Annotated in this window: 27 protein-coding genes; 26 read left to right on the top strand and 1 reads right to left on the bottom strand. The window is 56.5% G+C overall.

The genetic code is table 11. The features are described 5' to 3' along the window. Nucleotides 1–84: 84 nt before the first annotated feature. The 24 genes from ACN0VM_RS12855 to ACN0VM_RS12740 all read left to right on the top strand — a co-directional run bounded on the left by ACN0VM_RS12855 (nt 85) and on the right by ACN0VM_RS12740 (nt 16,513). Nucleotides 85–1,212 carry a phage major capsid protein gene (locus tag ACN0VM_RS12855; RefSeq protein WP_417451289.1) on the top strand — a complete coding sequence of 376 codons (1,128 nt, stop codon included), beginning with the start codon at nt 85–87 and terminating at the stop codon, nt 1,210–1,212. 85 nt (nt 1,213–1,297) lie between these two features. Then, entirely contained in the window at nt 1,298–3,496 is a 2,199-nt protein-coding gene (locus ACN0VM_RS12850; protein WP_417451288.1) for a hypothetical protein, read from the top strand. Nucleotides 3,497–3,517: 21 nt separating this feature from the next. Beyond that, nucleotides 3,518–3,724: a hypothetical protein gene (locus ACN0VM_RS12845; protein WP_417451287.1), complete on the top strand. Its 207-nt coding sequence runs from the start codon at nt 3,518–3,520 to the stop codon at nt 3,722–3,724. After that, entirely contained in the window at nt 3,721–3,939 is a 219-nt protein-coding gene (locus ACN0VM_RS12840) for a hypothetical protein (RefSeq protein ID WP_417451286.1), read from the top strand. The genes ACN0VM_RS12845 and ACN0VM_RS12840 overlap by 4 nt, the downstream gene beginning before the upstream one ends. 4 nt (nt 3,940–3,943) lie before the next feature. Beyond that, nucleotides 3,944–4,402 (top strand): hypothetical protein, encoded by a 459-nt coding sequence (locus ACN0VM_RS12835; protein ID WP_417451285.1) that lies wholly within the window; start codon nt 3,944–3,946, stop codon nt 4,400–4,402. A 15-nt stretch (nt 4,403–4,417) separates the two neighbouring features. Further along, nucleotides 4,418–4,699: a hypothetical protein gene (locus tag ACN0VM_RS12830; RefSeq protein ID WP_417451284.1), complete on the top strand. Its 282-nt coding sequence runs from the start codon at nt 4,418–4,420 to the stop codon at nt 4,697–4,699. 1 nt (nt 4,700) lies between these two features. Next, nucleotides 4,701–5,339, top strand: a complete 639-nt coding sequence (locus ACN0VM_RS12825) for a head-tail connector protein (protein ID WP_417451283.1) — start codon at nt 4,701–4,703, stop codon at nt 5,337–5,339. After that, a complete protein-coding gene (locus ACN0VM_RS12820; RefSeq protein WP_417451282.1) occupies nt 5,336–5,650 on the top strand; it encodes a hypothetical protein in 315 nt (104 codons plus the stop codon). Before ACN0VM_RS12825 ends, ACN0VM_RS12820 begins: the two co-directional genes overlap by 4 nt. Nucleotides 5,651–5,673: 23 nt before the next feature. Continuing rightward, on the top strand, nt 5,674–6,093 hold the full coding sequence (locus tag ACN0VM_RS12815; protein WP_417451281.1) for a DUF3168 domain-containing protein: 420 nt from the start codon (nt 5,674–5,676) through the stop codon (nt 6,091–6,093). Nucleotides 6,094–6,225: 132 nt separating this feature from the next. After that, nucleotides 6,226–6,654 (top strand): phage major tail protein, TP901-1 family, encoded by a 429-nt coding sequence (locus tag ACN0VM_RS12810; protein ID WP_417451280.1) that lies wholly within the window; start codon nt 6,226–6,228, stop codon nt 6,652–6,654. Then, the gene (locus ACN0VM_RS12805; RefSeq protein ID WP_417451279.1) at nt 6,655–7,014 is read left to right on the top strand and encodes a GTA-gp10 family protein; all 360 of its coding nucleotides are present in this window, start codon (nt 6,655–6,657) and stop codon (nt 7,012–7,014) included. It begins immediately after the preceding gene. 53 nt (nt 7,015–7,067) lie between these two features. Continuing rightward, a complete protein-coding gene (locus tag ACN0VM_RS12800; RefSeq protein WP_417451278.1) occupies nt 7,068–7,241 on the top strand; it encodes a hypothetical protein in 174 nt (57 codons plus the stop codon). After that, complete coding sequence (locus ACN0VM_RS12795) at nt 7,241–8,221, top strand: hypothetical protein (protein ID WP_417451277.1); 981 nt, start codon at nt 7,241–7,243, stop codon at nt 8,219–8,221. The genes ACN0VM_RS12800 and ACN0VM_RS12795 overlap by 1 nt, the downstream gene beginning before the upstream one ends. A gap of 13 nt (nt 8,222–8,234) precedes the next feature. Beyond that, nucleotides 8,235–8,714 (top strand): hypothetical protein, encoded by a 480-nt coding sequence (locus ACN0VM_RS12790; RefSeq protein WP_417451276.1) that lies wholly within the window; start codon nt 8,235–8,237, stop codon nt 8,712–8,714. 2 nt (nt 8,715–8,716) lie between these two features. Continuing rightward, a complete protein-coding gene (locus ACN0VM_RS12785; protein ID WP_417451275.1) occupies nt 8,717–9,277 on the top strand; it encodes a hypothetical protein in 561 nt (186 codons plus the stop codon). Then, complete coding sequence (locus ACN0VM_RS12780) at nt 9,277–12,417, top strand: phage tail protein (RefSeq protein ID WP_417451274.1); 3,141 nt, start codon at nt 9,277–9,279, stop codon at nt 12,415–12,417. Before ACN0VM_RS12785 ends, ACN0VM_RS12780 begins: the two co-directional genes overlap by 1 nt. Nucleotides 12,418–12,426: 9 nt before the next feature. Continuing rightward, the gene (locus ACN0VM_RS12775; RefSeq protein WP_417451273.1) at nt 12,427–12,945 is read left to right on the top strand and encodes a hypothetical protein; all 519 of its coding nucleotides are present in this window, start codon (nt 12,427–12,429) and stop codon (nt 12,943–12,945) included. Nucleotides 12,946–12,970: 25 nt separating this feature from the next. Then, complete coding sequence (locus tag ACN0VM_RS12770; protein ID WP_417451272.1) at nt 12,971–13,426, top strand: hypothetical protein; 456 nt, start codon at nt 12,971–12,973, stop codon at nt 13,424–13,426. Continuing rightward, a complete protein-coding gene (locus tag ACN0VM_RS12765) occupies nt 13,423–13,662 on the top strand; it encodes a hypothetical protein (protein ID WP_417451271.1) in 240 nt (79 codons plus the stop codon). The genes ACN0VM_RS12770 and ACN0VM_RS12765 overlap by 4 nt, the downstream gene beginning before the upstream one ends. After that, the gene (locus ACN0VM_RS12760; RefSeq protein WP_417451270.1) at nt 13,659–14,183 is read left to right on the top strand and encodes a D-Ala-D-Ala carboxypeptidase family metallohydrolase; all 525 of its coding nucleotides are present in this window, start codon (nt 13,659–13,661) and stop codon (nt 14,181–14,183) included. The genes ACN0VM_RS12765 and ACN0VM_RS12760 overlap by 4 nt, the downstream gene beginning before the upstream one ends. A gap of 10 nt (nt 14,184–14,193) precedes the next feature. Further along, nucleotides 14,194–15,078 carry a hypothetical protein gene (locus ACN0VM_RS12755; RefSeq protein ID WP_417451269.1) on the top strand — a complete coding sequence of 295 codons (885 nt, stop codon included), beginning with the start codon at nt 14,194–14,196 and terminating at the stop codon, nt 15,076–15,078. Between the two features lie 12 nt (nt 15,079–15,090). Beyond that, nucleotides 15,091–15,489 carry a hypothetical protein gene (locus ACN0VM_RS12750; RefSeq protein WP_417451268.1) on the top strand — a complete coding sequence of 133 codons (399 nt, stop codon included), beginning with the start codon at nt 15,091–15,093 and terminating at the stop codon, nt 15,487–15,489. 63 nt (nt 15,490–15,552) lie between these two features. After that, nucleotides 15,553–16,059 carry a hypothetical protein gene (locus tag ACN0VM_RS12745; RefSeq protein WP_417451267.1) on the top strand — a complete coding sequence of 169 codons (507 nt, stop codon included), beginning with the start codon at nt 15,553–15,555 and terminating at the stop codon, nt 16,057–16,059. Between the two features lie 37 nt (nt 16,060–16,096). Further along, nucleotides 16,097–16,513, top strand: a complete 417-nt coding sequence (locus ACN0VM_RS12740; protein ID WP_417451266.1) for a 3TM-type holin — start codon at nt 16,097–16,099, stop codon at nt 16,511–16,513. A 264-nt stretch (nt 16,514–16,777) separates the two neighbouring features. Here the strand turns inward: ACN0VM_RS12740 and ACN0VM_RS12735 are convergent, their stop codons facing one another. After that, the gene (locus ACN0VM_RS12735) at nt 16,778–17,596 is read right to left on the bottom strand and encodes a response regulator (protein WP_417451265.1); all 819 of its coding nucleotides are present in this window, start codon (nt 17,594–17,596) and stop codon (nt 16,778–16,780) included. 370 nt (nt 17,597–17,966) lie between these two features. Here ACN0VM_RS12735 and ACN0VM_RS12730 point away from each other — a divergent pair, with 370 nt between their 5' ends. Then, on the top strand, nt 17,967–18,518 hold the full coding sequence (locus tag ACN0VM_RS12730; protein ID WP_417451264.1) for a hypothetical protein: 552 nt from the start codon (nt 17,967–17,969) through the stop codon (nt 18,516–18,518). A gap of 431 nt (nt 18,519–18,949) precedes the next feature. Then, nucleotides 18,950–21,709, top strand: a complete 2,760-nt coding sequence (locus ACN0VM_RS12725; RefSeq protein ID WP_417451263.1) for a TonB-dependent receptor plug domain-containing protein — start codon at nt 18,950–18,952, stop codon at nt 21,707–21,709. The last annotated feature ends 59 nt before the right edge of the window (nt 21,710–21,768 follow it).

Raw genomic sequence — 21,768 nt, 5'->3', positions numbered from 1 at the left:
GTGTGAGGCAGGCGGGCGGCCTTGCCTTCCTGGCCGGATATGCGCCGGCCCACCATACATAATGAAACAGAAAGGACAGATGTCATGGAAATGACTGATCTGAAAGCCGCCATTGATGACTATACCAACGCGGCTGAGACAAGCCTGATGGACGTGCAGTCGCGCCTTGATACGCTTGAGACATCAATGCACCGCCCGGGGACGCTAGCGCATGGCGGCTTTGGCTATGATGACGAGCATAAGTCCGCGTTTATTGGCGGCTTCATGCAAAAGGGCGATACCGATGGCCTGAAGGCAGTTGAGATGAAAGCGCTTTCGGCCTCCTCTGGCGGTGATGGTGGTTATGCCGTGCCGCTGGTGATCGACACCGAGATCGAGAAGCAGCTCCGTAACCTTTCGCCGCTCCGCTCCATCGTGAAGGTGAAAGAGGTTGAAAGCGGCAATTACAAGCGCCTTGTGAATACCGGCGGTACTGCCTCGGGCTGGGTGGGCGAAGCCGGGGATCGTACCGAGACAGCGACACCGTCCTTGCGCGAGGTTGTAATTACACCGGGTGAGATTTACGCCAATGCAGCCGCCACGCAGCGCGCGCTTGATGACATGCAGTTCGATGCAGAAGCCTGGCTGAATGAAGAGGTGGCCGAAGAATTTGCGGCACAGGAAGGCGCGGCCATCGTCAACGGTGACGGCACCAACAAACCTAAAGGTTTCCTTACCTACACCACATCCGCAAACGGGGATGCCAGCCGCACCTTTGGTGAGATCCAGCATGTGATCACCGGTGTGGATGGTGCGTTCCCGGCCTCAGACCCGGCGGATATTCTGATCGACATCGTGCATGCGCTTTCGGCCCGCTACCGCGCAGGCGCGCGTTTTGTCATGAACTCCAAGACGCTCGCGATGGTCAGGAAATTCAAAGATGCGGACGGCAACTTCATCTGGCGCGCAGGGCTGAATGAAGGGCAACCGGACACACTTCTCGGGTATCCAGTTGTGGAAGCAGAAGACATGCCGGATATGGACACAGATGCATGCGCCATCGCGTTCGGGAACTTTGAGCGTGCCTACACCCTTGTTGAGCGTATGGGCACCCGCGTGCTGCGCGACCCCTATACAAACAAGCCTTATGTGCATTTCTATGCCACGCGGCGTGTGGGTGGCGCGGTTGTCAATGATGACGCGCTGAAGCTTCTCAAATTCTCCGCTGCCTAACGGGCCGAACCACAAACAATGGGTGGTGCGGGTGAGATACGCCGGCGCCGCCCTTTTCTTTCCCCATAATTGAGAGTGACAGACAATGCTGGCAAATCGTGTGCGCGAATTCACCAACACTGAAGGCACTGGCGACATTACGCTTGGAGGGGCACTCAGGGGCCATGTGCGGTTCGCTGACGCTTTCAATGCGGCGGATGAAGTCTCCTATGTTATCGAGGACGGCGACAACTACGAAATTGGCATCGGTGTCCTCGTTGATACAGATACCCTTAGCCGCGTGAGCGTGCAGGAAACATTGCTCGCCGGTGTGTATGAGCGCAATACACCGGTTGCCATTCCGCTCTCCGGCAACGCCCGTGTTTTTTGCGCGCTGAGTACGGATTACCTGAACAGGCCCAAGATCGCGGCAGACGTGATTGGCGAGGTGACGCCAGATGCTGGCGTCGACATCGATGGTGTGATGATGAAAGACGGCGGTGGCGGATTTTCGGGCCCGGTGTCCATCGAAAGTACTGCCGCGAACCAGCTTAGTTTGTTGGCGGCGGGCGGCAGACAGGTTACCTTGGGTGTGGAAAGCAATGGCGCCCTGGTCGTTGATAGTGACGGCGCGGAAAAGCTTCGTATCGAGGCCGACACGACCACGCTTTCCGGCGCAATCAAAGCGGCGGCGTTTGGGCATCCTTCAATGCAGATGAGCGATGCCGCCGGACAGGCTTTTTTCGCGCCGGTGGCGGCTGGCGTGCCTGATTTCGTTCGTGCGTTCACCTATGATCCCATGCTTGAGGAATGGTCCGTGGGCACGGGCTTTTCTGTCGCGGGAGGTTTGTCACTTGACGGCGATGTCGAAGCTGCAGGACGGCTTTATACCGGTGCCGGAAATGCGGCTCAGCCGGCTGTCGCATTCAATGCGGATACAGATACAGGGCTCTACCGGGTGGATGAAAACTCCCTTGGTTTTGCCGTCGGCGGCGCAGAGAAGATGCGTCTTGACGGTGGGGGCATGCAACTGGCCGGCAACGCCAATATCCGCAACGGAGGCGGCGTGGCGGCCAGCCCGTCCTTCACCTTCAAGGGTGATAATGACACCGGCATGTACAGAAGCGCTGAAGATCAGATAGGTTTTTCCTGTGACGGGCTTGGCAGGGTCGTGGTCGGCCGCGATTTGGGTGTGCCAAACGGAAGTGGTTTGTGGGTTAACAACGGTGCGTCGGTCTCGCTCGTGGTGGGCTCGGACAGCACGGGCACGTCGCTAGGTGATGCTACCACTAAAGTCGGCCGTATTGCAGTGCCGCACTACACCCGGACAGAGGAACCTCTGGCGCTTGTTTTTGCACTCTCGCAGGAGAATGAAAACACGGTCGCGCTGGGTGGCGGCTCCACAATTATGAATGCAGCAAGCCGAATCGGGTTTTATACGGCAAGTGACAGCACAACGGTCGCCGGAACCCTGCGCTGGCAAATTGGACCGAGCGGTAACCTGACAAGCGGGCCTGGCTGCGACATTCTGAAACAGACTTCTGATGAAGGGCTATGTCTATCCGGAGGGGCGGCAACTGATGAGGGCAGCAACCTTTGCCTTTTGGGGGATGCTCACGCCACGGATGCCTACGATTTTTTCTTCCGGCGCGGACAAGAAAATGTTCTTCATTATGACGACAACTTTGCGGGCGGTGATGGCACTTTTCGTCTTCATAAGGACTTGAGGGTTGAAAGCTCGTTACATATTGAAGGGGATGTCCTGAAAACTCAGGACACAGGTAATTTGCTCCTGTCCGGTAGCAACGCGGCCAACAAAGGCGCGAACCTCCTGATGTATGGGGATGGGCATTCAGAACGGGCCTTGGATGTCGAGTTCAGGTCTGGGACTAACCCGGTCCTAACTTACGATCACTCCATTAGAGTGTGGAACTTCTATTCCAACGAGATTCGCAACGTTGCAGGTTTTACAAATGCGCCAGTCGTGCGCTTTGAGAACCAAAGCGCTACAGCCCCGGAGGTGGCGCGGTTTATTCTTTCGGCCTCTCCCGGCGATCAGAGTGGGGCTTACTTGAAGTGCACTGACGGCAGTGATGACATGCTCACAATTTTTGCAGACGGCAGTGTGCAAGCGGCAGGTAACCTCATTGGTGACGGTATTATTAAAAGCAAGGCGACCGCCACCACGGAACGACCTGCTGCGTCAAGTGCCGGGGTGGGCGCGCGGATATTTGATACCACGCTTGCCAAACCCATCTGGTCGGACGGTAGTCAATGGATTGATGCCAGCGGCACAGTAGTCTGAACTCATATCAAGGATAATCATATGTCAAAGGACGAGCCGGCCCTGTCGGCTAAACAGGTCTCCATCATCCTTCAGTTTTTGCAGCGCACCCAGCTGCAAGGGACAGAGGTGCCCGCCTTTATCGACGTGTTCAATAGTCTGAGTGCTGCCGCCAAAACGGGTGAAGCGGCGCCGCACGTCACCACGCAGTCTTCCACATTGCTGGCTAGGGAAGGGAATGCACCATGACACTTGCTTCCGGCGCACTTGCGTCTGCAGCCATTGGAAGTGACGCCCGCCAGGGCGCCCTTCTGTCCTCCGCTGAGGCCACCATGGTGGCGGCCACTTCCAGCACCGCTGCAATTGTTGCACATGAGAGCCTTGGCCTTAGTCATATCCGGCAGGAACGCACGTCACACAGGGCGCGGGGCGTACCGGTAAGCCGCCCTAAAGAAGGGAGCTAATAGTATGAATACGGGTTCCATGATGCTTTATGCGCCAGCCTTTGAAAGGCTCATGACCGGCGCGCTCAAGCTGCCGCTCGTCAGCCTGTCTGCGGTATTGCTCGATGGCCGGTATGAACAGGATGTGCATCAGCATGAGCGTTATTCGCATATCGCCCCTAATGAGCTTTCAGGCGGCGACTACAAACCCGTCGGTGTGACGGGCGTCCGGGTGGAGCCGGTATCCGGCGGCGCGGCCTTTTACACTGACCCTATCAGTTGGGGTGATCCGGTTGACCTACCGCCGGCCCGCTTCCTAGCGTTGGTGCAGGGGTGGCCCGGAAAGCTAAGGGCGGATGATGCGCTGTTCGGCTTTGTCGACCTGTCGCCCGTTGGTGGCGCGGTGGAGGCGCAGCGCGGCGCGTTTAGTGTCAGTCCGGCTACGAACGGCTGGTTCGCTCTTACCGCCCCTTCAAACCCCTAAGACAGGGAGGCCCCCATGGCCATGCATGCAAAAGACCCATCGGCAACGGTGGACTACAGTTTTGACTGGGCCGCCTGGTTGACGGGTGGCGAGACGATCACGAGCGCAGATTGGCGTATTGAGCCCGCTGGCGATGACGCGCCGACCTTATCTGCTCCCGTAGACGGGGGCGCGACACGCGGCATTCACGTCTCGGGAGGAGCGCGGGGCAAGCGCTACCGGCTGACCTGTACCATTGAGACCGACGCTGGCCGCGCGGGCGAACGCAGTCTCAGTCTTTATGTGATGGAGCGCTGACATGCACATCGAAACTCTTACCCCACCGGCAGCGGATACCTTGCTGCTTGACGAAGTGCGCGGCCACCTGCGGCTTGACGGTGCGGATGACGACGCCGGGCTTGCAACCCTCGCGCGCACAGCAGAGGGCCTGATGGAAAACTACCTCGGTGCCGCTCTCGTGGCGCGTGATGTGGCGCTTTATCTGGATGGTTTCCCCGCCCTCGGCATGGCGGTACACGAGTGCTGGTGGCAGGGTACGCGCGAAGGCCCGATAAACTGGCTGCATGCCAGTCCGCAGTCGTTGCCATTGCCCCTCAGGCCGCTCATAAGTATTGCCAGTATTGAGATCTGGCAGGCGGAAGGCTGGCAGACCTGGGACGCAAGCAATTATAGCACTTCATCCGGGCGCATACCCCTATTGCACCTGACAAGCGGCGTGGGATGGCCAGCGCCCGCGCGCGCACGGTCCGGCATCCGCATTACTGCACGGGTCGGTTTTGGTGAAAACTGGAACGCGGTACCGGAGGTCATTCGGCACGCCATGCTGCAACTGGTGGCGTACCTATACACCCACCGGGGCGATGAGGGCGCGGACGATGTGTTGGTGTCGAGTGGCGCGGCGCAGATGGTCAACGCTTACCGGCAGGTGAAATTATGATCGGCGCGCGGCGGCACCGCATTACCCTGATGGCGGACAAGTCCATCCAAGGCGCAGGTGGACGCTTGCAGAAAAGCCGACCAATCATCGCCGACGTATGGGCGGAAGCAAAACAAAGTGCCCGCTTTGCTGCGGGCGGTGCTGAAGCGCTTGAACACACTGAGAAAGCAAGTTTTACCGTGCCGTATTTGGCGGCCTATCTTGAGGCACGTTTTGCTGAGTGGGAAGGCCGTCTTTACCGGCTTGAAAGTTATAGCCTTACCGGCACGACCTTGCGGCTCGTCAACTTTGATGGCGTGCGTGCCTCCTGAATATTTACTGAAAGAACCATGTAATGACAGCCCTTTATTGTCACCGCCTTCAGGAGGCGGTTTTTTCACGCCTGTCAGCGGACGAGGAACTCAGCGCCCGCTTTTCCGGCATCTATGATGAGGTGCCGCTGGGAGCCGCCATGCCCTATCTCGCGATGGGGGAGACAAGTGTAAGCCCTGCCGGCCTTAAGGATATTGCCGGCGGCACGGTTACTTTCACGCTTTTTGTATGGTCCGACGGCGGTGGTCAGCTTGAATGCAAGGAACTGATGACAGCTGTGGATTGCCTTCTGGCGCGTCACCAGCCCATGCTACCAGGTTGTCATGCTGGCGAAATTACCCTCACCGCTGCGGCGGTCACCCGTCAGTATAGCGAGAATGGCAGCCGTTATCGCGGCCGACTGGTTTTTCGGGTGCCAATATATGAGGCAGACCCGCTCTAGCGTACCAGCAGGCGAGGCCTGTAGCTGCCCGCCTGTTCCAACCAAACTCTAACAGACATCAACCAGCCCGGTGGACCGGTGCTGGCGGTTTTGTCGCGACTTCGCGTCACACAGCCTTGAAAGGAAACAAGCATGGCAGCGCAACTTGGCAGGGAACTGCTTCTCAAAATTCACGACGGCAGCGGTTCCTATGATGACAGCAATTTTGTCGCGGTAGGTGGTTTCAACTCCAATGACATCAAAATCACCAACAGCGAGGTGGATATCACCAGCAAGGATAGCGGCGGCTTCAAAGAGTCCCTGGACGGTGGCGGTCAGCGGTCTTTTTCCTCTACTGCATCCGGCACGTTTCTGTCTGATGCCGCTTTCCAGATTGTCCATAATCACGTGATGAATGCGACACACCCGCTTTGCCGCGTGATCGTACCGGGTCACGGCACCTATGAAGGCAAATTTGTTATCACCAACCTGGACCTGATGGGGCCAGAGGCTGAAGAAGTCAATTATTCCATCTCCTTCAGTAGCTCAGGCGTGGTTGCCTTCACGCCGGAGGGGGCATAAATGTCGCGGCGCATGATGGGAGAATCCCGCTTGCGCATCGGGGCACGTAACGTGCGCCTGCGCCTTGATATCGGCACCATGATGGACCTTGAAGACCACTTTGGCATGGGTCTGGTGCCCTTCCTGACGGATAGGCTGACGGAATTCCGCTTGTCGGACATGGCTGCCTTGTTTCTGGCGATGACCGGCGGTGACTTTGGCGACGCTGAAGCCCGGCGCAAGGCGGCGGAAAAGCTTCTGAAGGCTGGGCTTGCGGAAAGCGCGACAGCGATCTCTGCCTGCCTTGAAAATACACTGTCACCGCCAGAGCCGGGAAAGCCCGAGCCCCCGAAAGCAGCAGTGAAAGCAGTAGCGGGCTGACGGGGGACAAGGCTGACCCCATTCACTGGGGGCAGTTCATCGAGGTTGGCGCCATGCTGGGCTTAAGCCCCAAGGCTACACTTGAAAGCACCTTGCCGGAGTTGAAGTTTGCCATGCGCGGGTATCAGCGCGCGCATGGCATCAACCCCGATGCCGACGTTCCCGCGGCCAAATCCAGGGCCATGGACCGCACACGGCTGAATGAACTTCTTGAAAGGTATGCGTGATGCAAACGACAAAGCCAATCACTGTTGGCGTGCCGGTTAACTTTGCCCGCTCCATGGATCAGATGAACCACCGGCTGGAAAAGCTGACCAACGCGATGGATGACATCGCTGACAAGTTTTCCAGCGCCGCAGGTGGTTCATCATTTGCGGGCATTTCGCTGGGTGGCGGTGGGGGTGGCGGCACCTATCTGGACGGTATCCCCGGCATTGCAACCGATTATAAAGCCTTCTTCTCCGAACTGGTGGGTGACATTGGCGCAACCATAAAGGCCGAAGCCCCCAGTCTTTTCCCAGATGACGAGGAAGAGAAAAAGAAGAAATCGGGAGAAGATGCCTCTGATGAGGCCATTGGCGCATCAGCAGATAAAGCCGGCGTAGCACCAGCAGAAGCCACCGATGCCGCCAAAACCCAAAAGGAAGAAGCCGACGACGCGGTCAAGGCAGAAGAGGCACGCGAAAAGGCCAATAGCAAGGCGTGGGCCGGGATCGTGGGCAATGCACTGAAAAGCAGTAAGACCTTGGGCAAGATCCGCAAGGCGTTTGCCATTGGTGGCGTGGTAATGGACACGGCGCGCGGTATCGCCAAGGCGGTGGCGTCCGCACCATTCCCTGCCAACCTGCCAGCCATCGCTTTTGCAACCGTCACCGGGGCGGCGCAACTGGCGGCGGTGAAGGGGCAAGCGCATGACGGTATCGACAACATCCCATCCACCGGCACCTATCTTCTGGAAGCAGGGGAGCGCGTGGTGGACCGGCGCCTCAACGCTGATCTTTCCCGTTTTCTCGCAAGCCAGCAAGGCATCGTACCCGGTCAGATCAGTACCGCAACAACCAACACCAGCAATACCCTTTCACCCAATATCAACCTGACCATCGGCGCAGGCGCTTCGCCTGATGCCGTGCATGGCAACCGCGGTGCGCTTGAGAGCATGATCCGCGAAATCTTTGCTGATTATGCAATGGAAGCACCGTTCGGCTGAGGAGAGCCCTCTCATGAGTTTTACAGACCTGCCCAGCCAACCCCGGCCCGTATCGGTCAGGGTGCGGCCACACCAGCGCACCAAATCCAGCCAGGCAATGAGCGGCAAGATACTGACCAATGAATATGGCGGTCATTTTTTCGAAATGACGCTGGTTTATCCGCCGATGCTACGCGCGCACGCGGCGGAACTGATTGGCTTTGTGCATGCAATGCGCGGTCGAGGTGGCATTTTTTACGTGCCGCTTGACCAACTGACTGGGCTTGAAGGCGCGGTGACCGGTAATTTTGCCAGGTTTGACAACGACAGCAAAATCCATGTCATCACTGGCACAGATCCGTTGACGGTATCACCGCCTGCCCGTGTGCCCGGTGGCAATCTTGTCACCACGGGGCTGAAAATGCGCTGTTCGCTGGCGAACGACATGCAGGAAATCAACCTTGGCGCTAACGGCCTTATCCGTCTTGAGATTGACGTCACCGAAAGGGTGTAACGATGCTTGATATACATGCTGATGTACGCGCGGCGCTGGCGGCTGACCATGTGGCCCATGCGTGGTTGCTTGATCTGGGTGAGGGCGCTCAGCAACTTCACTGGACCAGTCATGCGGCTGACCTTGTTGTTGGTGCGACGAGTTATAAATCCGAAGGGCATATTGCCGGCCTGCCTGCCATCGTGCGGGAACGGGCGATCAAGCTGCAAAGCTACACCATTCGGCTGATTGGCAGTGACCGGCTGATTGCCAACACGTTCCGACAGTTCAACATGACCGGGTTGCCGGTTGTGGTGTCGCTTGCACTTCTGGATGTGGGCGGGGAGGTGATCGGTGGCGACGCTATCCGGCTTTATAAGGGATCGGTCCAGAGCTGGCGTGAAAGCGAGGATGACGGCAGCGCAACGCTTGAACTTAAAATCACCAGCCCGTGGTCGAAACCAAGCCAGACGGCCGGACGACTGACCAGTACCAGTGCGCAGCAGGACCGGTATGCGGGTGACCGTTTCTTTGAATTTGCCCATGTTGAAAAGACCAACCTCGGTTGGGGAGGTAAGGCATAATGGGGCTGTTTTCTTTCCTTGGCGGGCTGCTTGGCCTTGGCGGCACGCCCACGCAGGAGATCAAGGTTTCCAAAGCGTCGGCTGTGGCCGGGTTGCCTATCATATATGGCCGTCGCCGCATCACGCCAGTTAAGGTTTATAAAACCGTGTCGCGCCACAACGCGCCGCCCGGCAGTCTGGGCCAATATGACCATACCATTTTGCCGTCCTCGGGTGGAGACGAGGAAGTCCGCAAGGATTACGACTGGCTGCACCGTGTCGATGTGTGGGGGCAGGGCGAGATTACCGGCATCCTCAAATTCTGGATCGATGGTGATGAAGCCACGGCGAGGCGCTTCGGCGGCAAACCCTATTTTCGCGCACTCAGCAAATACGGTAGCGAAACACAGGCTGCAATGTCAGCCCTGATGGCGGCCTCCGATGTGTGGAGTTCGACCCACAAGGGACTGGGCGTGGCCTATAGCTGGGTGCGTTTTTTCAATTCATCGAAAAAACCGCAGTTCTCGGCTGAGCCCGAGGTGAAAGCCTTGGTGCAGGGACTGAGGGTTTTTGATCCGCGGGAGGCTGCGCAGTCTTTCACGGACCGTTCCACATGGGCCTATTCCAACAACCGGGCGTTGGTGGTGCTAAATTACCTGATGTCGCCATACGGTTTTAACGCCGGGCAGGATGACATTGACCTCGATAGCTTCAGCCTGGCGGCTGATCAGTGCGATGTGGAAATGACCATTCCGGGTGTGCTGGTGAATACCACAAGCGGCCCGGCAGAGCGGGTGTGGGACCCGCGGTACGGCGAATTTGTTGATGTGGACTTTGGCGCCCCTTATCCCGGTTACCGGGAATTTCAAAACGGCACCTCGCAGGCTCGCTGGCTGGCAGATGCGGTGATCGACCCCAAGGCAGGGGTGATCAAGAACCTGCAAACGCTTCTTGAAGGCTTTGGCTGGTCGATGCCGTGGTCAAACGGCAGGCATCGGCTGGTGTTGGAGGATGAAGTCCAGGCCCCTGTGATGACCCTGACCGCCGATGACATCATAGGCGGCTGGACAGTGGAACACGGCATGCGTGACCAGCGGCTGAACCGTGTCACGCTTGAGTTCGCCAATGCCAACAAGGACTATGAAGATGACGCCGTGTCTTGGCCGCTTCTGGACAGCGATACCTATGCAACTTTCAAGGCTGAGGATCAGGGTGAAGACCTGCATACCAGCGATAGCCTGAAAACTATCACTGACTATTATCAGGCGCAGGCCTATGCGGAATTTCTGGTGCGTAAAAGCCGTGTGGCACATCGGGTGGAAGGTATCAAGCTGGCGCGGCGCGCGCTGGTGCTTGAACCCGGTGATGTGGTGCGCATTGACTATGCGGAGCGCGGCTTCAATGGCCTCTGGTTCATTGTCGAGAAAATCTCCATCACTGCCATGCTTGAGGTCACGGCTGACCTGATGCTTTATGACCCCACGGTCTATGGCGGCGAGCCTCTGGCGCAAGAGCCGCTCAATACTCTTGGTGACGCGCCAGACCTGTGGTCCGACCCGGCGGCGCCGGATGATTTGCAACTTGTCAGTTTCCATGAGGCCAAGGCCGACGGCAGCATGATCAGCGGCATCGATGTCAGCTGGAACGCGCCCCTGAGTACGGCAGGGGTAGAGCGGTTTGAGCTCAAATGGCGCAGGGCAGGCACAACAGCGTTTGACGGGCAACGCTATCTGGCGCGGGACACAACAACGGCGCGTATTGACGGGCTCGTGGACGGTGCGTTTTATGACGTGCGGCTGACCTACTGGACCCAGCGCGGGCAGGAAAGCCTTGAGGCAGAACAGACGATTGAACTGCCCGCCACACCTTCAAAGCTGAATGAGATCGAGGACGGTGCCACCCGTAATGTGTTTCGTGGTGTTTATGACGACAGTGCCACCTATGTACGCGGTGACGTGGTGGTATATGAAGGCAGCAGTTATGTTTTCACCAGCTTCAGTGCCGCCACGGGTGTGGAGCCGACAGACACAGCATTGTGGACGTTGCTGGCAGGCCGGGGGCCGCAAGGGGTGCCGGGTGCACCGGGTGCGGACGGGCAAGCCACCTACACATGGATACGGTATGCTGACAATGCCTCTGGCAGCGGCATCAGCAATGACCCGACAGGAAAGGCCTATATCGGGTTTGGCTATAATAAATTCACCCCGTATGAAAGCAACGTCGCGTCTGACTATGCATGGTCGCTGGTGCAGGGACCACAGGGGAATACAGGTGTGCCGGGCGCGCCCGGTTCTGACGGGCAAACCACCTATACCTGGATCAAATACAGTGCCAATGCCGACGGCAGCGGCCTGACGGACGCACCGCAATCTGGCACCCGATATATCGGCATTGCCACCAACAAGACAACAGCAAGCGAAAGCAACAATAAATCCCAATACACATGGTCGCAGTGGCGGGGCGAGGACGGCAGCAATGGCTTGACGATCAACGCGTCACCAACTTCACACACGGTGGCTTGTTCGCCTGACGGCACCCCCAAGGCGGGTGAATTCAACAAAACGTCGCAGATTGCGCTGTTTGCGGGCACCAGCAATGTGGCCTCAAGCGCGAGCTATAGCCGGGTTACCAGCAATTGCAGTGCATCGGTCAATGGCTCGGGCCTTGTGACCATCACTGGCATAGGGGCAGACAGCGCCTATGTGGATGTGACCGCAACATACGCCGGTGTGCCAGTGACAGTGCGCATCAGCCTGTCAAAATCCAAGGATGGGACATCGGCGACCTATGCTGAGGCACAGGTCTACCCATCTGGTGCCAGCAGTTACACGCAGCATGCGTTACCCGGCGTGTTGACTTTGGCGCTGCCGGGCGGCGGTACCGTACATATGGCGGCGCGGGTCAATTTCCGCGCGAGCGGGTCCGGTGATACGCAATATATGCGGTTTCAGCGCCGGCCCGCAGGCGGTACCTGGCAAACTGTCCTGACTGCCGACCCTGTCTTTGCCGACAGCGGCGAACCCGCGTTCATGACAGCAAACTATGGCTATGCCGCGCCGGCTACCGCAGGGGTGTGGGAATATCGGCTTTTGCAACGCCATACCGGCACCGGGGCGGGCCTTCAGGGCAACCCTGGCAGCTTTTCTGTGCGGTTGGGATAGGAGAGACGGATGATCGGCATCATAAACACCGAAACCGGCGAACTTCGGGAAGTGGTCGATGACCTTGACGGCACAGACATTGATGGGTGCACGATCACGAGTGTACCCGAAGATTGGCCTGACGCATGTGTATGGGATGTGGCGACACAGGGCTTTGTGCCGCCGCCGCTCGGTCCGTTGAAATCAGCGGCGAAAGCAAAGGTTGACGCCCAAGCGTCAGCATTGCGCGCCGCCGTGCTGACAAACGCAGCTGGCCAGCAAATGGTGTATCTGGCCAAGGAAGCGGAGGCGCGGGCATATCTTGCTGATACATCGCCTGACTATCCGCTTCTTGCCGCAGAGATAGGCATCACCGGCGGCACGCTTGCTGAGGTCGCTGCTACCGTCCTGACACGGGCGGATGAATGCAGGACGGCGCTGGCTGCACTTGAAGCTGTGCGCCTTACTGCTAAACGACAGATTGATATGGCCAGCAGTGCGGAAGCGATCGAGGCTGTTTTCAGTGCGCTTGTCTGGCCCACCCCTTAACTTTCACACCTTTCAGGACCTTGAAATGAAAATCTTTATCATCCTCCACCAACTGGTGGCGGGGGCTTTCGCGCGGCTGTTTGATGCTGCGTGGGTGGCCTTGCCGCGCGCCGAACTGAAGGGTGCGGTTGCGCGGTTTTTCTATACCCGCCCCGCGCTCAAACGCGGTGCGCTGGTGCTTGGCCTACAGCTTGTGGTGCTGCTGCCGCTCAGTTTTTTTGCGCTTTCCGGCGGGGGTGGCCTGCTCGCGCTTACGCTTACGCTGTTGATGTTTGTCTGGTGCGCCTTTCTGTTTGGCCTGTTTTTGGGCATGGCTGCTGAACGTGCGGCGACAGACTGGGGCGATATATTTGCGCTTCCTCCCCTCGGTGCCTTTCTTTTCTGGCGCTGGCACGCGCTTGAGAAAAAACGTTTCATATCCGTTATGGCTTCCCTTTTGTTTGGGCTTTATATCACCGCCCGGTTTGGCTGGGCGCCATGACGGAAGCTGGTTTCAAGCGGGAGTATTTCACTGGCGCCAAACCACTGGTCGATGGCTCAGACACCGCAAATGCGGCACTGGTGCGGGCCACGCTGGCGCTTGACCGTATCGAGCGACACGAAGAGGAATGTGGCCGCCGCTGGGGCCTTGCCATCCGGCTTTTGTTGCTGGCCCTGATGAAGCTCGGTGCGCTTCTGTTGTTCCTGATCGCTGACAAGCTGGGGTGGATATCATGACGACCGGTATTCACGCCCGCATGACGATGGGCGGCCCCTTTACGCTAAAGGATTTTACCGATAGCCGGGTGGCAGCGCGTTTTGGCCTTTATAACCTGCCGCGCGATGTGAGTGTGGTCGCGAACCTCAAGGCACTGAGCACGCGGGTTCTGGTGCCGATCGGGGAACGCTTCGGCCGCCGCGTTACTGTGCTTTCCGGCTACCGCACGGAAACACTGAACAGGCTTTTGGGCGGTGAACGTGACAGCCCGCATATGCGCGGGGAGGCGGCGGATATTTTGCTTGCTGGGGTGAAGCCCTGCGATGCGGCGCTGACCATCAGCGCCATGGACGACCTGCCGTTTGACCGGCTGGTGCATGAGCGCCGCATGCTAATGTCAGGCGAGGTGCAAACATGGCTGCATATCAGCCACCGCCGGATGGATGAGAACCGCAGGCAGGTGATGCACGCGGTAACCCGCGACGGTATCCGGCAAGAGGCCGCAGGGCTGATGGATGCGCTAGCGGGGCTTGCGGCATAAAATGCAGGATATGCCCGAAAGAACACTGAGTTTTGCGGAAAAATACCGCCTGCGCCGCGACGCAGCGCAAGTATGCCGCATGGTCGATGAGCGCGCCCAGTTGCCAAAGGCGGAAGCTGAAGCGTTGAAGAAAATGATCACCGCGCTGGCCGAGCAGGAGCAAATGCTGGCAAGGATGTCGGCCGTTAAGGTTACAAGCCGCTATGGGTTTGAACTCGCTCTCGAGTTGGCACGGAACAGCCCGGAAATTGGCCTGGATAAGCAGATGTCTTGTAAACGCATGTATACAAGACTGAAGAAGGCGCTTGGCCCGTCGCTTTGGCTGCCTCAACTACGGAGTACGCGGGTCTTTCTACATACGAAATCGGCGCAGCCTGCCCAACCCTTCACCGGGGCCTGCTCCATCCCGGCGATCGCCAATGAGCTCAGGTCGCTTGCGCACCGGCATTTTGAATATGATCATGCCGACCCTGACTTTCACAAATATTGCCACGCTACGCCGCTGTGCCGCGAGACCCCGAAGGGGAAATGCTCCATCGGTAATGCTTACGCTCTTCTAAAGCGGTTCCCGGCACCGATGCTGGACGGCTATGAAACCGCCAGCGAGGACAAAACGTCTGAGCTGACGGTTGGTGTCGTATCGCATAAGTTGTTGCCTAATGACCATGCGTTGGTCAATTATACCGTTGAGGGAGAGCATTTGCTGCACCCGGGGGCCGTGCTCAGGAAAATTGTGCGCCACAAGGGCTTTCTTTATATCGGCACCTATGGCGAAGGGACAGCGACTTACGGCGACCCGTTCGGTTTCCTCGCGTGTTTGAATGAGTCCCACGCGGAACAGATTTGGGGCGGTGTTGACCGCAGCATTGTAGCGGGTCTTGCGGCCATGCGGTGAGGGGAGGGTAGAATGCGTATCTGGCGGTATCTGATAAGCCTTGCGTTCGGATCGGTCGCTTTTGCATTCCTGCTGATGCCGTTGAGGGTCAGGCCAATTGCCGATGCGGCGGATGCTGCTGCCGTGATCGACTATGTACTGGGCGCGATTGTCGGCATTCTCGCAATGTTTTTTTACCTCGGGCCGTGGGTCATTTTGTACCATGCCATGACCAGCATGCCGTTCCTTGTGTACGTCAACCGTAAGGGTGTGGACGGCTTCTGGCGTAGTGCGGGGGTCGCTTGCATTTCCGCCTTTCCGATGATGTTCTCGCCGTTAGCTTTCGTAGGCGTTCCGGTCATCTTCATGCTGGGCTGGATCATCGGCTGGGTCAACGGGCCTGCACCCGAAAAAACGGCCAGCTTGCGGTAAAAGCGGCCGCTGAAAATTCGCTGGTTCTCTTTTACATACTAGCCCTCCTGAAAGGACACTATCATGCCACTACCAGAGCCGCAGACAGATGCAAATACGTTCCTCGCACGGGTGATCATTCCTGTGCTTGCAGACTTGGGCATGGATAGCCCGGCTGCGGAAAAGCTGTTGATGATGACAGCCGCGCACGAAAGTATGGGCTTTCGTTACCGTGTGCAGGTGGGCGGTCCCGCGCTCTCCTATTTCCAGATTGAACCGGCGACGCTTGAGGACCTGTATGTAAATTACTTGAGTTTTCGCCGGGGTAGGCAGGCCATGCTGGACGCTTACCTGCCGGACGGCATGAGCCGAACGCAAGCGCTTGAGCAAGATGACCACTACGCCTGTGCAGCGGCGCGGTTACTTTATGCCCGCATGCCGGAGGCACTGCCGGATGTCGCGGACGATATGGCGCTGGCAGCCTATGCCAAGCGCAATTGGAATACTTCCTACGGCAACGCGACGCCGGAGAAGTATCTGGATGACTTTATCAATTACGGGCCAAAACCTTGCCCTGCGACCTGGGGCTGAGGGCCCGCCTTTCCCGAATTTAGCCGGAGACATTGTCATGGGCATTCCTATCCTCGACACCCTTTTGGGTATCGTGAAGACACCGCTTGAGCGTCTCATCCCTGACAAGAATGAACGTCAGCGCTTTGAACATGAGCTGGAACTTGAGGTGCTGCGTGCAGGCCTTGCGCAGATGGAGATAAACAAGGCAGAGGCCAGCCACCCCAGCGTGTTTGTCGCCGGGTGGCGTCCCTTTGTGGGGTGGACATGCGGCGTTGCGCTGGCATGGCATTTTTGCGGCGTTGATCTCTTTAACTGGTTACGTCTTGCCTTCTTCCCAGATATGCCTGCGCCCCCTGTTTTTGGCGGTACCGAAACCCTGATGACCGTGCTGTTGTCCATGCTGGGGCTTGGCGGCCTGCGTACGGTAGAGAAGCTGAAGGGCGTTAGCCGTGACCATTGGAAAGTGGATTGATGAGGCATAACGCCAAGCTCCTCGGCGCGCGCTGAGATATGATCACCCAAAGGCGAAGGTGCGAAAATGCAGGGTGGGGGTGGCCATCAGGACCAGTTAGCCAATCACCGGTGTTATGGGGGTACCCCACCCAAGTTTAATTGGGGATAGTATTCTCTTATGCCCCGACAGTAGTCTCCCGGGAGTAAAGAAAACATTATCTTTGATGGTTAATTTATAATTTATAGTTCAAGGACTTAGCAATGAGGCCCAGAAGGGGAGGCCTTAACCCATATTCTGCATCAATATATATTTGCGCCTGAGTACCCGTTGGGTACGCTCGTAGGCGATATGAAGTTCGTTGAATATCGCGGAAGCATGCTCGGTTTCCTGTCGTTTACCCATGATTTCCAGCTTGGCAGCGAGATCGGCCACACTGTCGGCGCCAAATATTTGCGCGGTTGACTTCAGCTTGTGACATAGAAACTGGATCTGCGCGGCGTTATCGTCGATTACCGCGCCGCTTATCTCTGCCAGCATATCCGGCCCTGCGGTCAGGTAATCCTTGAGGATATAGCCAAATTTATCCCCTAGCAGCGCCCGATATTCATTAAAGGTTTCCCAGTTGAGTGCGTCCAGATCATCTTCGTCGTATATGTCTGTATGGTCTTCGTTGGTGACACCGTTTGTCTCTTCTTCAAGACCCAGATGCTCAGACAGAACTGTTGCCAGGTTGACCCGGTTGATGGGCTTCTTGATGACACCTGACATGCCTTCTTGCAGGTATTCCTCAATCGCGCGGTCAGAGACACGCGCTGTAACTGCAATAATGGGTGTTGTGGTGTAATGTTCGGACACTTTGCGTATTGCACGTGTTGCCGTTACCCCGCCCATCTTCGGCATCATGATATCCATCAAGATAAGGTCGTATGAGGCCTTGCGCGCTGAATCTATCGCTTCCTGACCGTTTTGGGCGATATGGTAGGTCAGGTCAAAACGCGTCAGAAGCTTCCCAATAATGCTGCCCATTACGGGGTTGTCTTCTACTACAAGAATGTGATTGCGCGGGGATGTCTGTCCCTGTTTGTCTTTCGCGGAAGTCATGGAAGCCTTGGTCCTTGTCGTAATGTTTCCGAAGAGGGCGTGTATCGAGATTGCGCCGATACCGCCGCTCAGGCAGCGCACCTTTTTTCCATAGTCAGTGTATCAGTCAAAGTGTCAGAATGTCGCGTGCGATATTTTTTTGGGTATGGTTAGAGTATACGATTGAGCAGAATTATTACCTTTATAATAGCAGGCGTATTTCAAACGTTAACCACATAAAAAATGTAATTAAAGTTTTAAAGAATACTGGACTAAGTGGTCCAGAAAATTATCATGCGCACCGAATCGCATCAGGCAAAATTTTGGGCTTATGCCCCGGTAAGGGGCTTCTACGTGTGTGTGTCGATTTGTAGACGTATGGAGTTACCTATTGAAGTTGCAAAAACACCTCGGGGGAGGAGCATCGCGGCTGGCCGCGATCTGGAGCGAAATTAACTCACCCGAAGGGTTGCCGGACCGTCGTGATTTTACCTTGCCGCGCCTGGGTTCGCTTGCATCTTGCTTTCTTGTTCTTCAGCAAGGCGAAGGTGATACACTGACTGTTGTGCAGTCAGGCACAGCAATTGACCATATTTGGGGGCGCAACGTCGTTGGCGCCCAAAGTGGCTCACTGGCGCTGAGGCCGGATGTTGACCTCGCGGATGAAAAGGCGCTGACGGCGCTGTCGTTACCATGTGGTATCCATTTGGGCCGCGCGCTTCTCAAGGCTTCGGGCAATAGGCTCACCCATGAAACGCTTTATCTGCCAGTTACGTCAAACCATGGGCGGCAATTGGTTTCGGTCACTGACTTTGCCGACAAACGTGACATGTATGGCCTGCTGGGGGACACTAGCCCTGTTATCGGTGGTGAAATGTATTTCGCTTATTTTGTCGACGTAGGTCTCGGCCTGCCGGGTGAAGGCAATTTGCGTGTTGCTTAAACTTACGTTACGCACCAGGTAATGCGGGCAGATACCCATTAAACATATTGCATGTCTTCATTAATTTCATACGGATTGTTGCGCTAGCCCGTCCTATACACAGGCTGGTCCGCAGGGTGTGGCTATTGCTGCGTGACTTCAAGTGTTCTGACCTTCTGCATCTGCACAGGATCCCCAGCGGCATTGCGCCGCGTCGCAGTGCGCCTTTTCGCTCCCCTCATGTGCTCATACACCCAGTCCAGCTTTCCATTGATTTAACATAAAATTTTGGCGGTTATTTTTTCACTTGATTGTAATTATGGCTGTTATAAATATTTACTTAGCTGCTTTATTATAATAATAATTCAGCCTTAAATAAAAATAAGGCGGATAATTCTTGAGTGGGAAAGTGTTCCGCTACCCGTGGAAAATCTGGAATCTGGGAGGAAGTGGTGGTTAAAAATATAATCGGAAAGTCTGCCTTGTTAGGGGCTGCATCCGGCATTGCGCTAATTGGCGCAGGCGGGGCTGTCGCACAGGAAACAAGTCAGGGTGACGCCTTCGAATTTGAAGAAATTGTCGTCAGTTCGTCGCGTATTAAAAAATCAGGCTTTGAAGCGCCAACGCCGGTAACGGTGCTGGGCAGCGACGAAATGGAAGCACGTGGCACAACTAATATTGCCGACCTTGTTAACGAATTGCCGGGCTTTACAGGCACGATAACACCAACGGCAACGGTGCTCAATTCCCGCGGCAGCGGTACCAATGTGGTTGATCTACGTGGCCTTGGCGGCAACCGTAACCTTGTTCTGGTCAATGGCCGTCGGCATGTGCCGACCGATGAATTTGGTGTGGTAGACATGAATGTCATACCCACCCTGGCGGTTGAACGGGTTGAGGTGGTGACAGGTGGCGCTTCCGCAGCCTGGGGGTCGGACGCGGTGTCCGGTGTCATCAACGTGATCTACGACAAGACCCTCGAGGGCATGAAGGTCGAAGCGCAATATGGCGTTTCCGATGAAGGCGATAATGAGAATTACCGCCTGTCCATGGCTTTTGGCAGCAAGGTTGCCGATGATCGCGGCCATATCCTGATTGCAGCTGATTATAACGACAGCAAGGGTATACCTGATTCGCGCGGGCGGGACTGGGCAGCCCGGCATCCGGGCATTCTTCCTAACCCCGCAAACACGGGTGCGGGGGATGGCAACCCGGCGCATATTATTGCCGACGATGTCAGCCTGTTTTTAGCAAACAACAATGGCGTAACCTTGCCGGGTGGGCCACTTGGTAACCTTGAATTCCTGCCGGACGGCACTGCGGTCAACCGCGAGCTGGGTACAATCGGTGGTCTGTTCATGGTCGGAGGTAGCGGTGCTTACCTGAGCGACGCTACAGCAATTGCTATTCCGGTGGAACGCAAGAACATCATGGCTGCTTTTGATTATAAGCTGAATGATGACATCAGCTTCTATTTTGAAGGTAACGCGGGGCAGTCCAATTCCGAAGGCGCGCTGGTTGAGAGCTTCATTTTTGGAGAGACGATATATTCCGGCAACCCTTATATCCCTGACAGCGTGCAGGCGACCATGGACGCCACCGGCACAGATTCTTTCAGCCTGTACCGCATTGGTCATGAATTTGGCCCGATCACCTCGGTTAGCCAGACCAATAACTACCGTTTTGTCGGTGGGTTAAACGGCACCCTCGCCAGTGACTGGTCATGGGATGTCTACTACCAATATGGCCGCAGCGACTTCTCGAACAACCAGACCAATAACCTCATTTCCAGCAAGTTGAGCATGGCGTCCAACGCTGTGGTTGATCCGGCAACCGGTGAGGTCGTCTGTGCGGCGGCGCTAAGTGGCGTGGATACTTCCTGTGTGCCGATCAATCTGTTTGGCGCGGGCTCGCCAAGCCAGGCCGCGGCCGACTATGTTACTGGTACGGGTATGTCGCAAACCGCGCTCAAACAGCAGGTTGTTGCGGCCAGTATCTCAGGCGATTTATTTGAAGGCTGGGCAGGCCCGATTTCTACCGCTTTTGGCGTGGAATACAGGAAAGAATCGCTCAAGCGTGAGGTAGACGAGGTATCAGAACAGGCCCAGTTCCTGATTACCAACGCGCAGCCACTTGAGGGCAGCTACAACGTGAAAGAAGCTTTTGGCGAGGTTCTTGTGCCGCTGCTGGATGCGGCCGAGGTGGGTCAGGCGCTGAGCTTCAACGGGGCGTTGCGCTATACTGATTACAGCACCAGTGGTACCGTGCTGACATGGAAGGCAGGATTAACCTATGATCCGCTTGATGAATTGCGTCTGCGCGCAACTATCTCCCGCGATATCCGGGCGCCCGCAATTGGTGAAGTGTTCCTCAAAACCCTGCTGTTGTTCGAAAACATTGAGAACCCCTTTACAGGCAACGTCGACCTGTCGCAGATCCTGAACACCGGCAATGCTGAGTTGCAGGAAGAACGCGCCCTGACCAAGACGCTTGGCCTTGTCTATTCCCCCAATTGGGCGGACGGTCTCCGGCTTTCTGTAGACTGGTATGATATTGATATCAGTGATGCCATTCAGTCGGTTTCAAGCCAGAGCATTGTGGAAGAATGTTACACAGGCGGTGCCGAGTTCTGTGATCTCGTGCAGTTTGGTGCCGGTAACAGCATACGGTCCATCACCAACAAGCTCCTGAACCTTGGTACGTACCGTGTGCGCGGCGTCGATTTTGAGGCACAATACAATATTGGCCTTGATAACGGCGCCGACCTTGGCTTCAAACTGCTTGGCAGCTATGTCTATGCAAAGGACATCGCACCTGATGGTGTGACAGAGGTCAACTATGCGGGAGATGTCGGTACGCACAATCTCTATGGTCTGCCAAAGCTGAAAATGCGCGGCAATGTGTCGTATCAGACCAGCAGTTTCGGTCTTTATGCCAATGTGCGTTATGTGGGCTCCGGCAAATATAATGTGCTTTGGGGACCGGAAGAGCTTTCCGACGAGAGCAATAACATCGGAGCAGAGATGTATCTTGACCTGTCCGGACGTTACCAGCTTACCGACACCGTTGAGGTCTATGGTGGTGTCAACAATGTGCTGGACAATGACCCGCCGGTTATACCGCTGGACTTCATCTCAACCGCAGCGACCAACCCGATCCACTATGATGTGGTCGGTCGGTCCTTCTACGTCGGTTTCCGCGCCCAGTTCTAATGGATTGGGTCTCTCGGTGGCATGACGTGTCATCGATCCTGTTATCAATACGGGAGGCA

The organism is Kordiimonas sp. (assembly GCF_048260245.1).
GTDB lineage: Bacteria > Pseudomonadota > Alphaproteobacteria > Sphingomonadales > Kordiimonadaceae > Kordiimonas.
This window is presented reverse-complemented; position numbering and strand designations above follow the sequence as displayed.

Coding starts and splice junctions, on each gene's coding strand:
- ACN0VM_RS12815 (WP_417451281.1), top strand. CDS start 5,674: ATGACAGCCCTTTATTGTCACCGCCTTCAGGAGGCGGTTTTTTCACGC.
- ACN0VM_RS12745 (WP_417451267.1), top strand. CDS start 15,553: ATGCCACTACCAGAGCCGCAGACAGATGCAAATACGTTCCTCGCACGG.
- ACN0VM_RS12765 (WP_417451271.1), top strand. CDS start 13,423: ATGACGGAAGCTGGTTTCAAGCGGGAGTATTTCACTGGCGCCAAACCA.
- ACN0VM_RS12830 (WP_417451284.1), top strand. CDS start 4,418: ATGGCCATGCATGCAAAAGACCCATCGGCAACGGTGGACTACAGTTTT.
- ACN0VM_RS12775 (WP_417451273.1), top strand. CDS start 12,427: ATGATCGGCATCATAAACACCGAAACCGGCGAACTTCGGGAAGTGGTC.
- ACN0VM_RS12840 (WP_417451286.1), top strand. CDS start 3,721: ATGACACTTGCTTCCGGCGCACTTGCGTCTGCAGCCATTGGAAGTGAC.
- ACN0VM_RS12760 (WP_417451270.1), top strand. CDS start 13,659: ATGACGACCGGTATTCACGCCCGCATGACGATGGGCGGCCCCTTTACG.
- ACN0VM_RS12825 (WP_417451283.1), top strand. CDS start 4,701: ATGCACATCGAAACTCTTACCCCACCGGCAGCGGATACCTTGCTGCTT.
- ACN0VM_RS12740 (WP_417451266.1), top strand. CDS start 16,097: ATGGGCATTCCTATCCTCGACACCCTTTTGGGTATCGTGAAGACACCG.
- ACN0VM_RS12855 (WP_417451289.1), top strand. CDS start 85: ATGGAAATGACTGATCTGAAAGCCGCCATTGATGACTATACCAACGCG.
- ACN0VM_RS12750 (WP_417451268.1), top strand. CDS start 15,091: ATGCGTATCTGGCGGTATCTGATAAGCCTTGCGTTCGGATCGGTCGCT.
- ACN0VM_RS12785 (WP_417451275.1), top strand. CDS start 8,717: ATGCTTGATATACATGCTGATGTACGCGCGGCGCTGGCGGCTGACCAT.
- ACN0VM_RS12735 (WP_417451265.1), bottom strand. CDS start 17,596: ATGACTTCCGCGAAAGACAAACAGGGACAGACATCCCCGCGCAATCAC.
- ACN0VM_RS12800 (WP_417451278.1), top strand. CDS start 7,068: ATGCTGGGCTTAAGCCCCAAGGCTACACTTGAAAGCACCTTGCCGGAG.
- ACN0VM_RS12810 (WP_417451280.1), top strand. CDS start 6,226: ATGGCAGCGCAACTTGGCAGGGAACTGCTTCTCAAAATTCACGACGGC.
- ACN0VM_RS12805 (WP_417451279.1), top strand. CDS start 6,655: ATGTCGCGGCGCATGATGGGAGAATCCCGCTTGCGCATCGGGGCACGT.
- ACN0VM_RS12790 (WP_417451276.1), top strand. CDS start 8,235: ATGAGTTTTACAGACCTGCCCAGCCAACCCCGGCCCGTATCGGTCAGG.
- ACN0VM_RS12770 (WP_417451272.1), top strand. CDS start 12,971: ATGAAAATCTTTATCATCCTCCACCAACTGGTGGCGGGGGCTTTCGCG.
- ACN0VM_RS12780 (WP_417451274.1), top strand. CDS start 9,277: ATGGGGCTGTTTTCTTTCCTTGGCGGGCTGCTTGGCCTTGGCGGCACG.
- ACN0VM_RS12835 (WP_417451285.1), top strand. CDS start 3,944: ATGAATACGGGTTCCATGATGCTTTATGCGCCAGCCTTTGAAAGGCTC.
- ACN0VM_RS12820 (WP_417451282.1), top strand. CDS start 5,336: ATGATCGGCGCGCGGCGGCACCGCATTACCCTGATGGCGGACAAGTCC.
- ACN0VM_RS12845 (WP_417451287.1), top strand. CDS start 3,518: ATGTCAAAGGACGAGCCGGCCCTGTCGGCTAAACAGGTCTCCATCATC.
- ACN0VM_RS12850 (WP_417451288.1), top strand. CDS start 1,298: ATGCTGGCAAATCGTGTGCGCGAATTCACCAACACTGAAGGCACTGGC.
- ACN0VM_RS12755 (WP_417451269.1), top strand. CDS start 14,194: ATGCCCGAAAGAACACTGAGTTTTGCGGAAAAATACCGCCTGCGCCGC.
- ACN0VM_RS12795 (WP_417451277.1), top strand. CDS start 7,241: ATGCAAACGACAAAGCCAATCACTGTTGGCGTGCCGGTTAACTTTGCC.